13 protein-coding genes are annotated in these 14,744 nt (G+C 74.9%); 5 read left to right on the forward strand and 8 right to left on the reverse strand.

What is annotated here, in order from left to right:
- Positions 1–39: 39 nt before the first annotated feature.
- Positions 40–855, forward strand: a complete 816-nt coding sequence (locus ACYVG5_RS12170; RefSeq protein WP_460683216.1) for an MBL fold metallo-hydrolase — start codon at positions 40–42, stop codon at positions 853–855.
- A gap of 88 nt (positions 856–943) precedes the next feature.
- On the opposite strand, the gene ACYVG5_RS12175 is transcribed toward ACYVG5_RS12170, so the two are convergent.
- Positions 944–1,861 (reverse strand): DUF559 domain-containing protein, encoded by a 918-nt coding sequence (locus ACYVG5_RS12175; RefSeq protein ID WP_222049776.1) that lies wholly within the window; start codon positions 1,859–1,861, stop codon positions 944–946.
- Between the two features lie 159 nt (positions 1,862–2,020).
- On the reverse strand, positions 2,021–3,313 hold the full coding sequence (locus ACYVG5_RS12180) for an amidohydrolase family protein (protein WP_222049777.1): 1,293 nt from the start codon (positions 3,311–3,313) through the stop codon (positions 2,021–2,023).
- Between the two features lie 72 nt (positions 3,314–3,385).
- Between ACYVG5_RS12180 and ACYVG5_RS12185 the strand changes: the two genes are divergently transcribed.
- From ACYVG5_RS12185 to ACYVG5_RS12195, 3 genes are read left to right on the forward strand one after another with little or no spacing between them, the layout of a single operon-like run.
- Positions 3,386–4,069, forward strand: a complete 684-nt coding sequence (locus ACYVG5_RS12185; RefSeq protein ID WP_222049778.1) for a DedA family protein — start codon at positions 3,386–3,388, stop codon at positions 4,067–4,069.
- Positions 4,066–4,749 (forward strand): HAD-IA family hydrolase, encoded by a 684-nt coding sequence (locus ACYVG5_RS12190; protein WP_222049779.1) that lies wholly within the window; start codon positions 4,066–4,068, stop codon positions 4,747–4,749. The genes ACYVG5_RS12185 and ACYVG5_RS12190 overlap by 4 nt, the downstream gene beginning before the upstream one ends.
- Entirely contained in the window at positions 4,746–5,375 is a 630-nt protein-coding gene (locus ACYVG5_RS12195) for an alpha/beta hydrolase family protein (protein ID WP_222049780.1), read from the forward strand. The genes ACYVG5_RS12190 and ACYVG5_RS12195 overlap by 4 nt, the downstream gene beginning before the upstream one ends.
- 105 nt (positions 5,376–5,480) lie before the next feature.
- On the opposite strand, the gene ACYVG5_RS12200 is transcribed toward ACYVG5_RS12195, so the two are convergent.
- The 4 genes from ACYVG5_RS12200 to ACYVG5_RS12215 all read right to left on the reverse strand — a co-directional run bounded on the left by ACYVG5_RS12200 (position 5,481) and on the right by ACYVG5_RS12215 (position 10,814).
- A complete protein-coding gene (locus ACYVG5_RS12200) occupies positions 5,481–6,569 on the reverse strand; it encodes an SRPBCC family protein (protein ID WP_222049781.1) in 1,089 nt (362 codons plus the stop codon).
- A 324-nt stretch (positions 6,570–6,893) separates the two neighbouring features.
- Positions 6,894–7,757, reverse strand: coding sequence for an FAD binding domain-containing protein (locus ACYVG5_RS12205; RefSeq protein WP_222049782.1), 864 nt, complete (start codon positions 7,755–7,757; stop codon positions 6,894–6,896).
- 28 nt (positions 7,758–7,785) lie between these two features.
- Positions 7,786–10,299 carry a molybdopterin cofactor-binding domain-containing protein gene (locus ACYVG5_RS12210; protein ID WP_222049783.1) on the reverse strand — a complete coding sequence of 838 codons (2,514 nt, stop codon included), beginning with the start codon at positions 10,297–10,299 and terminating at the stop codon, positions 7,786–7,788.
- Complete coding sequence (locus ACYVG5_RS12215; RefSeq protein ID WP_222049784.1) at positions 10,296–10,814, reverse strand: (2Fe-2S)-binding protein; 519 nt, start codon at positions 10,812–10,814, stop codon at positions 10,296–10,298. Before ACYVG5_RS12215 ends, ACYVG5_RS12210 begins: the two co-directional genes overlap by 4 nt.
- A gap of 368 nt (positions 10,815–11,182) precedes the next feature.
- Between ACYVG5_RS12215 and ACYVG5_RS12220 the strand changes: the two genes are divergently transcribed.
- On the forward strand, positions 11,183–11,842 hold the full coding sequence (locus tag ACYVG5_RS12220) for a hypothetical protein (RefSeq protein ID WP_460683217.1): 660 nt from the start codon (positions 11,183–11,185) through the stop codon (positions 11,840–11,842).
- Here the strand turns inward: ACYVG5_RS12220 and ACYVG5_RS12225 are convergent.
- Entirely contained in the window at positions 11,829–13,151 is a 1,323-nt protein-coding gene (locus tag ACYVG5_RS12225; RefSeq protein ID WP_222049786.1) for a sigma-54-dependent transcriptional regulator family protein, read from the reverse strand. The two genes, ACYVG5_RS12220 and ACYVG5_RS12225, sit on opposite strands and share 14 nt — an antisense overlap.
- A 96-nt stretch (positions 13,152–13,247) precedes the next feature.
- On the reverse strand, positions 13,248–14,540 hold the full coding sequence (locus ACYVG5_RS12230; protein WP_246630771.1) for a multidrug effflux MFS transporter: 1,293 nt from the start codon (positions 14,538–14,540) through the stop codon (positions 13,248–13,250).
- Between the last annotated feature and the right edge of the window lie 204 nt (positions 14,541–14,744).

Below are 14,744 nucleotides of genomic sequence, written 5' to 3' on the forward strand. Positions count from 1 at the left end.
GCCACGTGCAGGACCGCGCGGCCGCGGGTAGTCGGGGGCATGGCCGACCCTCAGGACGACGTCACGCTCACCTTCGGCGGCACCGCCACCACGTTGCTGCGGATCGGGCCGTTCACCCTGCTGACCGACCCGAACTTCCTGCACCGGGGCCAGTGGGCGCACCTGGGCTACGGGCTGCGCAGCCGGCGGCTGACCGATCCCGCGCTGGTGCCCGCCCAGCTCCCGGCGCTGGACGCCGTCCTGCTGTCGCACATGCACGGTGACCACTGGGACCGCATCGCCACCCGCTCGCTGCCGAAGGAGACCCCGGTGGTGACGACGCCGGAGGCAGCCGGCTGCCTGGAGAAGCGGGGCTTCACCGCCACCGCCGACCTGCGCGCCTGGCAGACCCACGAGCTCAGCTCGGGCACCGACACCCTGCGGATCACCAGCGTCCCCGGGGTGCACGGCCCCGGCCCGCTCGCCCGGCTTCTGCCGCAGGTGATGGGCAGCGTGCTGGAGCTGGTGCGTGGCGGCGCCGCCGGCAGCGAGGTGACCTGGCGGGGGTACGTCAGCGGCGACACCCTGTTCCGCCCGGTGCTCGGCGAGGTGCTGGAGCGCTGCGGCCCGCTCGACGTGCTCGTTCCGCACCTGGGCGGCACCAGGATCGCCGGCATCACCGTGACCATGGACGCCCGGCAGGGCGCCGACCTGGTGGAGCTGCTCAAGCCGCCGGTCACCGTGCCGGTGCACTACGACGACTACGGGCTGTTCAAGAGCCCGCTCGGCGACTTCGTGGCCGAGGTGGCCGACCGGCAGGCGCCCGGTGAGATCCGCGCCGTCGGCCGCGGGGAGACCGTCTCGCTGCGGGCCTGACGTCCCGCCGGGCTGGCACTGTGCGCTGGGGGCCCCACTCCACCGGCAGAACGGTCCACTGGCGCACAGTGCCGGCGGGCGGCCGCCCTCAGCGGCGGACCAGGTCCAGCCGCCGCCGATGGGCCGCGGCGATCTCCGCCCGGCAGGCAGCCGGTTCGTGGGTGAGCCGGGCGTAGCTGAACCGCAGCACCAGCCAGCCCAGCGCGGCCAACGCCGCGTCCCGTCGCAGGTCACGCTCACGAGCCGCCGGGCTCCCGTGGAAGGCGGCGCCGTCGAGCTCCACCGCCAGCAGGACCTCTGGCCAGGCCGCGTCCAGGACCGCCAGGCCACCGGGCAGGGGAACCCGGTGCTGCTGGCGGCACGGTGGCAGGCCGGAAACGGCGAGCACGTGTTCCATCCCCCAGATTTCGAGCTCGCTCTGCGACCCGCCCGCCACCAGGGTCAGGAGCGCGGCCAGCGCCGCGCGGCCGGGCAGCTCCGGGCGCCGTTCCAGCTCGCGGCGGATCGCCGGGACCCCGGCCCGCCGAGTGCGGACCGCGGTGATGACGGCGGCCCGGGCGACGGCCGGGAAACGGAGCGAACGCCGGCCGCTGTGCGCCTGACCCCAGGCGTCCACCAGCGTCCGGGCCGGCGGCGTGACCGGGAGCCCGCGCACCCGGGTGCCGGACAGGTCGGTCACCCGGTGCACGGTCAGCTGGCGTGCCCGGGCCGGCGCTCGCCGGCGCGCATCGATGGACACGTGCACGCGATCGGCCTCCGGGGCCAGCCGCCAGGTCGACAGCGCGGTGTGGTGGCTCAGCACGCCGTCGGTGGACAGCACGGCGGCCATCGCCCGGGTGCGCCACACCTCCGCACACTCCGGCAGGACGACGACGTGCGGCAACGGCCGGACCAGCCGGCCGGCGGCCACCCACCGCGACACGCTCGTCGAGCTGGTCCGCCCCGCGAGGTCGGCGATCCGCCGGACGCCGTCGGGACCCATCACGCCACGCAGGTCCACCGCCACGCCGGGGAGCCTGACGCCCCGGGGGCCGGCGCGGCGCTCCGCAGCCGTGGCTGTGGACAGCCGACCCGGTGGACACGGCAGGCACTGTGCGGCCGGTGCCCGGATCCCGCCAGGACCGGGCACTCGACGCACAGTCCTCCGCGGGCCGGCGCGACGCCCTCAGCGGCCGGCCAGGCGTAGCGCGCGGGTCTGCACGTCAGCCCGCAGCGCCGCCTCGTCCACGGTGGTGGAGACCCCGTCGGCGACGAGCCGACGGCCGGCCACCCAGGTGTCGCGCACGTGCCGCGACCCGGCCGACCACACCAGGTGGGTGAGCAGGTCCCCGACGTCGCCGACCGGCACGAACGCGATGTCCTCGCTGTCGACGTGCACCAGGTCCGCGCGCCGCCCGGCGGTCAGCTGACCGAGGTCGGGGCGGCCGATCGCGTCCGCGGCCGCACCGGTGGCCAGCCAGAACGCCTCGGGCGCCGTGAGCGCGGTGGCGTCCCGCTCGCGCAGCCGGGCCAGCTGGGCGGCCAGCCGCAGGTCCTCGAACAGGTCGAGGTTGTCGTTGGACGCCGGCCCGTCGGTGCCCATCCCGACCCGGATGCCGAGGTCGAGCATGTCGCGCAGCCGGGCGGTACCGCTGGCCAGCTTGCTGTTGCTGCCCGGGCAGTGCGCCACGGCGACGTCGTATTCCCGCCAGAGCTCCAGGTCGCCGTCGTCCATGTGCACGCAGTGCGCAGCCAGCACCCGGCCGCCGAGCACGTCGTGCGCCGCCAGCAGCTGCGGAACGCTGAGACCGTGCGCGTCCAGCAGGTCCTGGCCCTCGGTGGTGGTCTCGGCGACGTGCACGGTGAGCAGCAGGTCGTGCTCCCGGGCGGCCACCGCCGCCCGGGTGAGCACCGGCAGCGGGACGGTGTACGCCGCGTGCGGGCCGATCCCGTACTCGACCTGGGCGTCGCTGCGCGCCGACAACCGGACGGCGGTCTCCAGCTGCTCGTCGAAGGTGCCGAAGCCGGGCAGCGCGATCAGCGGGTTGGCGATCACCGACCGCGCGCCGGTGGCCCGCACCGCGGCGGCGATCCGCTCGGGATGGAAGTACATCTCAATGCTGGTGGTCACCCCGTGCCGCAGCAGCTCCGCCGACGCCGCGGTCATCGCCACCTCGACGTCCTCGGGGGTCAACCGCGCCTCGCGCGGCCACATCACCTCGTGCAGCCAGCGCTCCAGCGGCAGCCCCTCGCCCTGGCCGCGGAACAGCACCATCGGCGCGTGCGAGTGGGTGTTGACCAGGCCGGGGGTGAGCACGCCGGGTAGCCGGGTGACCGGCGCGTCGCCGGCCGGCGGGGCGTCCGCGGCGGGCCCGACCCAGCGGATCGTCCCGTCCTCGACGTCGACCACCGCGTCGGGGACGACGGTGCCCGCCCGGTTCCCCACGACGACGGCGCGGGCGGTGAAGCGCTGCAGCATGGACGCTGAACCTACTGTCGCCCGGCCCGGCGGGCCCGGCGACGCACACGGCGCGCGGATACCGTGGCAGTCATGTCCATCCTCGCTGCCGCCGCGTCCGACGAGGGCGGGATCACCGGCTTCCTGCTCGACCTGGTGCAGTCGCTGGGACCCATCGGCGTCGGCATCGCGATCCTGGTCGAGACGGTCGTCCCGCCGATCCCGAGCGAGGCGGTGCTGGGGCTGGCCGGCGTGCTCATCCGCGGCGGTGAGATGTCTGTCGTCCCGGTCATCGCCTTCGCGACGCTCGGCTCGCTCCTGGGCGCCATCTTCTTCTACTTCGTCGGCAAGGCACTCGGGCCGCGCCGCTCGCACGCCTTCCTCGACCGGCTGCCGCTCGTCGAGACCGCGGACGTCGACCGGACCTTCGCGTGGTTCGAGCGGCACGGTCGCTCGGCGGTGTTCTTCGGTCGGATGGTGCCCATCGTGCGCAGCTTCGTCTCGGTGCCGGCCGGCGTCGTCCACATGCCGTTCGGGCAGTTCCTCCTCTACACCGCCGCCGGCAGCCTGATCTGGAACAGCCTGCTCGTCGGCCTGGGCGTGGCGCTGGGCGACGTCATCTACGAGTACCTGAACGTCATCGATTATGTGATCTACGCCGCGATCGCACTCGTCGTGGGTTGGTTCATCTACAAGAAGACGTCCGGCCACTACCGCCGCCCCGCCGACGCCGGAACCGACCTGCCGGCCGACGAGCGCGATCAGCCGACGCCGTGACCACCCAACGCACCCGCCCGCAGGTCGTCGCCTTCGACGTCAACGAGACGCTGCTCGATCTCGCCCCGGTCGCGGCGACGCTGGTCGAGCTGGGCCAGCCCGCCGGCCTGCTGCCGACCGTCTTCTCCCGCACCCTGGCCACCGGCTTCGCGGCGGCTGCGGTCGGGGCCTGGTGCTCGTTCCGGGGGGCCTTCGAGGCCTCGCTCGCCCAGCTGACCGACCTGACCCGCGCCGAACGCGCCGCGGTCGCCGACGCCTTCCTGGAGCTGTCGCCGCACCCGGACGTCGAGCCGGCGCTGCGCCGGCTGAAGGAGGCCGGCGTCCGGGCCGTCACCCTCACCCACGGCTCGCCCGGCGTCGCCGAGGCCGGGCTGTCCCGCGGTGGGGTGAGCTCCCTGGTGGAGCGCAGCCTGTCCAGCGAGTCGATCCGGGCCTGGAAGCCCAACCGCGAGGCCTACCTGTGGGCGGCCGGTGTCTGCGCCGTCGCCCCGGACCGGATGGCGCTGGTGGCGGCGCACTCGTGGGACGTGCTCGGCGCCCGGCGGGCCGGGCTCACCACCGGGTTCGTGTCCTCCCGGTCCGAGCGGGTGTACGCGGAGGTCCTCGACCCGCCGCACGTGCAGGGCGCCGGGCTCGTCGAGGTGGTCGACGCCCTGCTCGCGCTCCCGCCGGCCCGGTGACGCCGGCGGTCGGGCCACGGGAGGTCGGGACGCCGCTGGGCCCGGCCCGGGTGCACCGCGACGAACCGGACCACGATCCCCGCGGCACGCTGGTGCTCGGCTCCGGCGCGGGAGGCGGGGTAGCGGCGGCCGACCTGACCGCGCTGGCCGCCGGTGCCGCGGCGGCCGGGTGGCGGGTGCTGCGGGTGGACCAGCCGTGGCGGGTGGCCGGGAAGAGGATCGCCCCGGCGCCGCCCCGGCTGGACGAGGGCTGGACGGCGGTGCTGGCCGGGCTGCGGGCCGACGGCGACCTGGCCGGCGCGCTCGTGCTCGGCGGCCGCAGCGCGGGCGCGCGGGTGGCCTGCCGGACGGCGGCGGAGCAGTGCGCCGACGGGGTGCTCGCCCTGGCGTTCCCGCTGCACCCACCGGGGCGACCGGAGAAGAGCCGGGCCGGGGAGCTACGGGGCGTCGGCGTCCCGCTGCTCGTCGTCCAGGGCGAGCGGGACGCCTTCGGCCGGCCGGGGGAGGTGACCGCGGCGCTGGGCGGGCACCCCGGTGAGGTGCGCGCCGTCCCGGGTGACCACGCGCTCACCCGGGACGTGGCCGCGGTGGTCGCGGCCGCCGTCGACTGGCTGCCGCGCTTCTGACTGCGGTGGCCCTCCTGCAGGGGCCCGGCCCGCCGCACGCCTGAAGGCCCCCTTCCGGGCACCGCCCCGAGCTTGCGAGGGGGGTGGGGAGGAGGGGGTCCTCTTTCAGCTCCGGCGGCGGCGCCGGACCAGCAGGATGAGCAGCAGCACGGCCAGCACGCCACCGGCCGGGGCGGCGTAGCGGGCCATCGCCGCCCCACCGGCGACGTCGAGCAGGTCGATCGCCTCGGGCTCGGCCGGCACCGCCCGCGGGGTGGTGCGGGCCGGGCCACCGGAGGCGGGCTTGCTCGGCGGCGCGGTGGTGCCCGTCGGGGGCTTGCTGGGGGCCTTCTTCGCGGCGCTGATCGGGGTCGGCTCGGCGGCGGCGGCGGCGTCCTCCACCGTGCCGGTGCCCTTGAACGTCGCGGCGTCGCCGGGAGCGCCGGCCGACTTCGCCGGCGGCACGGTCGGCGGCGGGACCGGGGCCTTCGGCGGCGTCACGGCGCCGGTGCCCTCGGTGGTGGCCTCGGCGGCGGCGTCCGCGGCCGCCGCGGCCGACGTCCTCGCGGCGGCACCGGCCTTCTTCGCCGGCGTGCCCTTGCCGGCGCTGCCCTCGACGGAGGCGGCGGCCTCCTCGACCACCCCGGCGGTGGTCGCGGCGGCCTTCCCGGCGGCCTTGCCGGCGGCGGCCCGGGCCGAGCCGGTCGCGCTGGGTTCCTGCGTCGAGGAGGCGGCATCGCTGTCGACGGCGGACGGGTCGACGCCGAGGTCGCCACTGGCCAGCTGGGCCGACAGCTTGTCGGCGAACTGGCCGAGCAGCTTGTTGCCGACGTCGGTCATGACGCCGCGGCCGAACTGGGCCGGGCGGCCGGTGATGTTGAGATCGGTGAGCACGTCCACCCGGGTCACGCTGCCCTCGCTGGCGAGGTTGGCGGTGACGATGGCGGAGGCCGTGCCGTTGCCCCGCTGGTCCTTGCCGCGGGCGTCGATGACGGCCTTGTGGGCGGCCTCGTCGCGCTCGATGAACGAGCCCTTGCCCTGGTAGGTGAGGTTGATCGGCCCGAGCTTGACCTTCACCCGGCCGGTGAAGTCGTCACCGTCGACCGAGTCGAGGACCGCGCCGGGCATGCACGGGGCGATCCGGTCGATGTCCATCAGCACCCGCCAGGCCTCGTCGATGGGCAGGGGGACGGTGAACGAGTTCTCCAGCTGCACTGCAGGACCTCCGAGGATGGGCGGCTCGCGCGCCTCCCGGGCCAGGAGACCGACGGCTGAGCCGGGAACGTGCGGTGGTGGGGCGGTTTCGGGGCAGGGCCGACGCTACCGCGCGGCCGGGTCGCGCACCTGCCATCCGACCACGCGACGGGAACCCCCGCGCGCGGGGGACACCGGACCGGAGAAGGACCCCGTCCTCCCCGCCCTTCGCAAGCTCAGGGCGGGACCCGGGACGGGGCCTGACGGACCGGTCCGGTCCGGTCAGGCCTTGTCGCAGGGGCCCGCCGCGAGCTCGCGAGCGGTGGGGGCAACGAGGTCCTTCTGCTACAGGCCGGCCGCGGCGGTCAGCGCCCGCTTGGTCAGCACCCGGGCCAGGTGCTGGCGGTAGTCGCCCTGGGCGTTGAGGTCGCTGCTGGGCTCGGTGCCCTCCGCGGCCAGTTCGGCGGCCGCGGTGACCGCCTCCAGGCTCAGGTCGGCACCGGCCAACGCCGCCTCGGCGGCGCCGGCTCGCAGCGGGGTGGTGCCCATGTTGGTCAGCCCGATCCGCGCCTCCGCGATCCGGCCGCCCTCCCGGCGCACCGCGGCGGCGACCGCGACGATCGACCACGCCTGGGCCACCCGGTTGAACTTCTCGTACCGCACGCCCCAGCCGTCCGCCTCGGCGAGCTCGGGCACCCGGACCTCGACGAGCAGCTCGCCCTCCTCCAGCGTGGTGGTGAGGTAGTCGACGAAGAAGTCGGCGGCACCGACCGTCCGCCGCCCGTTCGGCCCGACGAGGACGAACTCCGCGTCCAGCGCCAGGGCGACCGCCGGCAGGTCCCCGGCCGGGTCGGCGTGCACCAGCGCACCGCCGAAGGTGCCCCGGTGGCGCACCTGCCGGTCGGCCACCGTCTCGGTGGCCTGGGCGATCAGCTGCCCGTACTGCGCGATCAGCGGGTCGGCGAGGATGTCGGAGTGGGTGGTCATCGCGCCGATGACCAGCACGTCCCCCTCCTCCCGTACCCCGCGCAGCCCGGCGACCCGGGTGAGGTCGACGACGGTCTCCGGCGCGGCCAGCCGCAGCCGCATGACCGGGATCAGCGACTGGCCGCCGGCCAGCACCTTCACGTCCTCGCCACCGCTGGCGATGGCCTCCAGCGCCTCGTCGACGGTGGTCGGCCGGGCATACGCGAAAGCAGCCGGGATCATGGCTTCTCTCCTCCGTCGAGATCGCGGATCATCGGTCTCCTCCCAGGGACGAAGCGTTGGACTCAGAGGCGGGGCGTCCACCCCCGGCGGTGGTCTCGGTCGAGGCTCCGCCGTAGGCGTTGGTGCCGGCGGTGGCGCGGTCGCCGCCGTCCCCGCCCTGGTGGATCGCCCGCCAGACCCGTTCCGGGGTGAGCGGCATCCGCAGGTCGGACACCCCCAGGTGCCGGACGGCGTCCAGCGCGGCGTTGACCACCGCCGGGGTGCTGGCGATGCAGCCGGCCTCGCCGACCCCCTTGGCCCCCAGTGGGTTGCTGGTCGCCGCGTGCACGGTGTTGCCGGTGTCGAAGTGCGGCAGGTCGGCGGCCGAGGGGAGCAGGTAGTCGACGAAGGTGCCGGTGGTCAGGTTGCCGTCGGCGTCGTAGATCGCCTCCTCGTACAGGGCCTGCGAGATGCCCTGGGCGAGCCCGCCGTGCACCTGTCCCTCGACGATCATCGGGTTCACGATCGTGCCGACGTCGTCCACGCAGGCGTACTTGCGGATCTTCACGAACCCGGTCTCGGTGTCCACCTCCATGGCGCACAGGTGGGTGCCGTGCGGAAAGGAGAAGTTCTCCGGGTCGAACGTCGCCTCGGCGTCGATCGAGGGCTCGACGCCCTCGGGGTAGTCGTGCGCGGCGAAGATGGCCAGCGCGACCTCCTGGATGCCGACGCCGGCGCCGGGCGTCCCCTTGACGGCGAACTTGCCGCCGGTGAACTCCAGGTCGTCCTCGCTGGCCTCGAGGAGGTGCGCGGCGATCTTGCGGGCCTTGGCGACCACCTTCTCCGCCGCCTTGACCACCGCCGTGCCACCGACGACCAGCGACCGGGACCCGTAGGTGTCCAGGCCACGGGAGGAGATCGCGGTGTCGCCGTGCAGGACCTCGACGTCCTCGAACGGCACGCCGAGCTGGTCGGCGACGATCTGGCTCCACGCCGTCTCGTGCCCCTGCCCGTGCGGCGTGGAGCCGGTGACCACCTCCACCTTGCCGGTGGGCAGCATGCGGATGGAGGCCTGCTCCCAGCCGCCGGCGCCGAAGGCGAGCGAGCCGAGCACCCGGGAGGGAGCAAGACCGCACATCTCGGTGAAGGTGGAGAAGCCGATGCCCAGCTGGACCGGGTCGCCGGACTCCCGGCGGCGCTGCTGCTCGGCGCGCAGCTCGTCGTACCCCAGCAGCTCCAGCGCCTGGTCGGTGGCCATCCCATAGTCACCGCTGTCGTACTGGAGCCCGGCCACCGTGGTGAACGGGAACTCCTCGGCGTTGATCCAGTTCTTCCGGCGCAGCTCCAGCGGGTCCATGCCGAGCTCCACCGCGAGCTCGTCCATGATCCGCTCGATGGCGAACGTCGCCTCCGGCCGGCCGGCACCGCGGTAGGCGTCGGTCGGCACCTTGTTGGTGAATACGCCGTCGCACTCGAACCGGTACGCCGGGAACTTGTAGATGCCCGGGAACATGAACGCGCCCAGCGCCGGCACCCCGGGGGTGATCAGCCGCAGGTAGGCGCCCATGTCGGCCAGCAGCCGCACCCGCAGGCCCTTGACGTTGCCCTCGCGGTCGGCGGCGATGTCGATGAACTGCACCTGGTCGCGGCCGTGGTGGGCGGTCATCAGCGACTCGCTGCGGGTCTCGGTCCACTTCACCGGCTTTCCGAGCCGGCGGGCGACCAGCAGGCAGAGCACCTCCTCCGGGTTGACCTGCAGCTTGCCGCCGAAGCCGCCGCCCACGTCGGGGGCGATGACCCGCAGCTTGTGCTCGGGGATGCCGGTGACCATCGCCGCCATGACCCGCAGGATGTGCGGGATCTGGGTGGCCGACCACATCGTGTAGTTGTCCCCCGAGGGCTGGACGACCACCGAGCGGGGCTCCATGAAGGCCGGGATGAGCCGCTGCTGCACGAACCGGCGGCTGACCGTGACATCGGCATCGGCGAAGGCCTGGTCGGTGTCGCCCCCGGTGCCGGCGTCGCCGGCGTCGAAGACGAAGTGGTAGCTGGTGTTGGACGAGGTGTGGTCGTGGACCAACGGGGAGCCGTCCTGGACGGCCTCCTCCATGTCGAGCACGACCGGCAGCGGCTCGTAGTCGACGTCGATCTTCTCCACGGCGTCCTGGGCGGCGACCTTGGAGCGGCCGACGATGATCGCCACGGCCTCACCGACGTGGTTGACCTCCTCCACCGCGATGGAGGGGTGCCCGGGGTTGACCATGTCCGGGGTGACGGGCCAGGCGCAGGGCAGCGAGCCCTGCTCCTCGGCGAGGTCCCGGCCGGTGAAGACGGCGACCACGTTGGGGCTGTCGACGGCGCCGCTGACGTCCAGGTGGGTGATCCGGGCGTGCGCCACCGGGCTGCGCAGCACCGCCAGGTGCAGCATCCCCGGCAAGGTCATGTTGTCGGTCCAGGTGGTGTCCCCGGTGATCAGCCGGGCGTCCTCCTTGCGGAGGCGGGCCTGGCCGACCTGGTTGGCCGGTGCTCCGGCGGTGCTCGTCGGGTCCTCGACGGCCGTCATGCCTGCGCCCCCGCGTCGGCGCCGGCCGGGGCGGCGTGCCGGCCCTCGCCACCGCGCATCTCCGCGGCCGCCTGCTGCACGGCCCGCACGATGTTCTGGTAGCCGGTACAGCGGCAGAGGTTGCCCTCGATGCCCTCGCGGACCTCGGAGTCGCTGGGGTCGGGGTTGTCGCCGACCAGGTCGATCGAGGCCATGATCATCCCCGGGGTGCAGAACCCGCACTGCAGGCCGTGCATCTCGTGGAACGCCTTCTGCATGGGGTGCAGCGTCCTGCCGTCGGCGATGCCCTCGATGGTGGTGACGGCCGAGCCGTCGGCCTGGACGGCCAGCACGGTGCACGACTTCACCGCCTCACCGTCGAGGTGGACGGTGCAGGCGCCGCAGTTGCTGGTGTCGCACCCGACGACGGTGCCGACCTTTCCGAGCGTCTCTCGCAGGTAGTGGACCAGCAGGGTTCGGGGTTCGACGTCGTCCGTGTAGGACGCCCCGTCGACCCGCACATTGATCTGGGTCACGTGTGTCTCCGCTCCGTTGCAGGGATGCGCTGCCGCGGTTGCCCGCCGGCCTGCCCGCAGTGTGACAACGGACACAGGGGTTAGGCCACGCTCATCTGCGCCATCAGGACGGCGAAAGGGCCACCGCCGCACGCACACCCGCGCATGCGGAGACACCGAAGCCGATCCTCCGCAGCTGCGCCACGCCGAACGTTGCACCGCGTTGCAGCGGACGTCGGACGGCCGCCGCTGTGACGGGTGGGGCTCCCGGGTCAAGGTGTGCGGCCGCGGTGCCGACCATGCAGAGGGACGGGCACGGACGGGCGACGAGGGAGCGGGCGGCGATGGCGGGCTGGAGCGGCGGTACGGGGCGAACCCGGCGGGGTGGCGTGGGCGTCGCCCTGGCGGCCGTCGGCCTGCTGACCGCGTGCGCTCCGGCCGCCCCGCCGGTCGAGGTGGCGGCGGCCACGGCGCCGGCCCCGACCCAGGCCGCCGCCCCGTGGACGCGGTCCGCACCGGTGCCCGTCGCCGCGGAGCCCGCCGTCCCGGCGCCGGTGGTGGACCAGGACGCCGCTGCGGCGCAGGCCGCCATCGCGGCCGACGCCGGGATGCCCGTCCCGCAGCCGCCCCGGCCGACGCGCACCGGCCTGGTCGTCTCGCCGTTCGTGGGGGTCGGCAGGTCACCGGAGCTGCACCCGCGCCCGGCCCCGTGCGGCGGGCACACCTCGCCCCGTCGGGTGTCCCCGGGTGTGGAGCCGGGCCCGGGCGGGTCGGCCACGGTGACCTGGCAGGCCGGCGCACGCGCGGAGGTGCTCGGCTATCGCGTGTCCGCGGTCAGCCAGACCCTGCGGTCCGGCGTCCAGCGCGCCCCGCTCACCCGGGACGCCGGGCAGCCCGCCGACTGCGGCGCGGTGACCGTCACCTTCGCCGGGCTGACCCCCGGCGACGCCTACGTGTTCTGGCTGGAGGAGCGGACCATCGACATCGCGACGTCGGTGGAGCGGCTGGTGCAGATCGGCACGTCCCAGCCCGTGGTCATCGGGCGCTGACGCCACGCCGGCTGCGCAACCGCAGCCGCTGGACCCGGGCGGCAGCCGCCGTGCGCCGCGCCGATCCGGCCGGCAGCACCGTCAGGCAGGCCTGCCAGAAGGGGAGGTCCTCGGCGGCTTCGGGGAGCTGTCCGTACCGCACCAGCAGCTCGGCCCGGCCGGTGGCGAGCACCGCCTGGCGGAGTGCACCGGAGAGCCCGGCTCGTGCTGCCCGCACGCCTGGCGCCTCCGACCGCGGCAGCAGCGCGCCGGGGTAGCGGTCCAGCGCAGCGCCCACGGCGCCCCGGCCGAGCAGGTGCCGGACGTCGTCGGCATCGCTGCGCAGCGGCGCGAGCAGCCGGTAGGGCCGCGAACCGACCAGCTCGTTCCCGACCAGCCGGCGCAGCCGGGACAGCTCCGCCCGCACGGTGACCGGCGCGGCGTCGCCCGGATGGCACTCCGCGGCCAGCTGCTCGGCGGTGCGCCCCTCCCCCGCCGCAGCCGCCTCGGCCAGCAGGACGACGAGCTCCGAGTGCCGCAGCGACAGCTCCAGCTGCCCGCCCGCCGTGGTCAGCCGGGCCCGGTCGCGGCCGAGGACCTCCAGCACGGGCGCGCCGCTGTGCTCGACGGCCGGCCGGCGACCTCCCGCCTGGTCGCGGTACAGCCAGCGCAGCTCGGACTCGGCCGCCGCGGCGGTGGCGCGAACCAGGGTGAGAACGTGCGGGCCGGCCACGTGGTCGCCGCCGGTCACGTCGATCGCGCCGAGCAGGGCGCCGGTGACCGGGTCGTGCACGGGTGCGGCCGAGCAGCTCCACGGCTGCACCGGCCGGCGGAAGTGCTCGCTGCCGTAGATCTGGACGGCGTGGTCGAGGGCGAGCGCCGTCCCGGGGGCGTTCGTGCCGGCGACGTCCTCGTGCCACGACGCGCCCTCGACGAAGTGCATGCCCGCGGCCCGGTCACGCAGCCGGGTGTCGCCCTCCACCCAGAGCATCCGGCCGGCCGCGTCGGTGACCGCGACGATCATCTGGTCGGCCTCCGCGTCGGCCACGAGCAGCCGGCGGATGACCGGCATCACCGCGGCCAGCGGGTGCGCGGTCCGGTAGGAGACGAGGTCGTCGTCGAGCAGGTCGACCGGCGGGAGCGCGCCGTCGGGGTCGATGCCGCTGCCCAGCGAGCGGCGCCACGAGTCCCAGACCACCGGCCGGACCCGCGCGTCGGGCCGGGTGCCGGCCCGGGTCACGAGCGCCTCGTGGGCGGCGCGCAGGCCGCGGGTGAGCACCGGGGTGGGGCCACCGTCGGGCAGCGCGACCCACGGGTTCGTCGCCGTCACGGTGCGGCGTCCCCGGGGCTGAGGGTCATCGTGCCGCCCATCGTGACCGCTGTGCCGGGATAGCGCCAGCAGGTTCGGTGCGCTGCCCGCCGCGGATCAGGTGCCGGCGGACTCCTCGGCGGCGCCCAACTGCCACGGCCGGACGACGGCGAACAGGGTGAGCAGTGCCAGCAGCAACGCACTCAGGATGACGATCCCCATCGCGACCGCGTCGTTGCCCAGCAGCCCGACCATCGGGGCGACCAGGGCGCCGACGCTGAACTGGATGGCGCCGAGCAGCGCCGCGGCGGTTCCGGCGGCCTCGCCGTGGCGCTGCAGGGCGAGCGCCGGGGCGTTGGGCAGCCCCAGCCCGGTGGCCGCCAGCACGGCCCAGAGCGGGCCGACCACACCGGCCAGGCCGCCGAAGCCGGTGGCGGCGAAGACCAGCAGCACCAGGCCGGCGACGGCGCCGGCGATGGTGGCGGCGACCAGGATCTGCTGCGGCTCGAAGCGGCGCAGCAGCACCGGGTTGAACTGGGTGGCGCCGATCAGCCAGAACGCGCCGGCGCCGAAGAGCAGGCCGAACTGCTGCTCGTCGAGGCCGAACTCGCCCTGGTAGACGAACGAGGAGCCGGAGACGTAGCTGAACAGGCCGGCCATGGTGAGGCCGGCGACGACGACGAGTCCGACGAAGGTGCGGTCGCGGAGCAGCTCGCGGTAGTTGCGCACGGTGCCGCGCAGGCCGCTGCTGCGCCGGCGCTCGGGCGGCAGGGTCTCCTGCAGCAGGAACGCACCCATGACCACCAGCAGGGCACCGAAGATGGCCAGGACGCCGAAGACCCCACGCCAGGAGGTGAACCGGAGCACCTCGCCGCCGAGCGTGGGGGCGAGCACCGGCGCCGCGCCGATGACGAGGAAGAGCCGGGAGAGCATGGTCGCGGCGGCCCGCCCGGAGTACAGGTCGCGGACCACGGCGATGGCGATGACCGCACCGGCCGCCGCGCCGGCGCCCTGCAGGACCCGCAGCAGACCGAGGACCAGCACGTTCGGGGCGACGAGCACCAGCAGCGAGGCGAGCACGTGGACCGCCGTGCCGGCGAGCAGCGGGCGGCGGCGGCCGAGGGCGTCGGACAGCGGGCCGAGCACCAGCTGGCCCAGGGCCAGGCCGAGCAGGGTGCCGGTGAGGGTGAGCTGGACGGCCGCGGAACTGGTGCGGAGGTCCTCGGTGATCGTCGGCAGCGCCGGCAGGTACAGGTCGATGGTCATCGGCCCGAGGGCGACGAACGCGCCGAGCACCAGCACCATCTTCAGCCCGCCGGCGGGGGCCTCCGTCATCGTGGGGGTCGCGCGGCCGGGCGGGGCGGCGGGCGCCGGGGTCGGCGCGGCGCGGCGGTTCTCGGTGGTGGTCAACAGGTCTCCTCGGGAGTTGGGTGCGCTTCCGATCGAGACCGACGCTGGCCACGAACTCGCGTCCTGCTCAAGGCGGCGATGCGCGGCGCCATTCCCGGCGCGGCGGGATCTTCCGCGCGTGGTCGCCCGGAACGGTGTGCGCGGACTGACGGTGACAGCGCATACGACTGCTCCTCCGCGCACTGTGTCGGTGAGGTCGGCGAG

The organism is Modestobacter lapidis, from assembly GCF_054780755.1.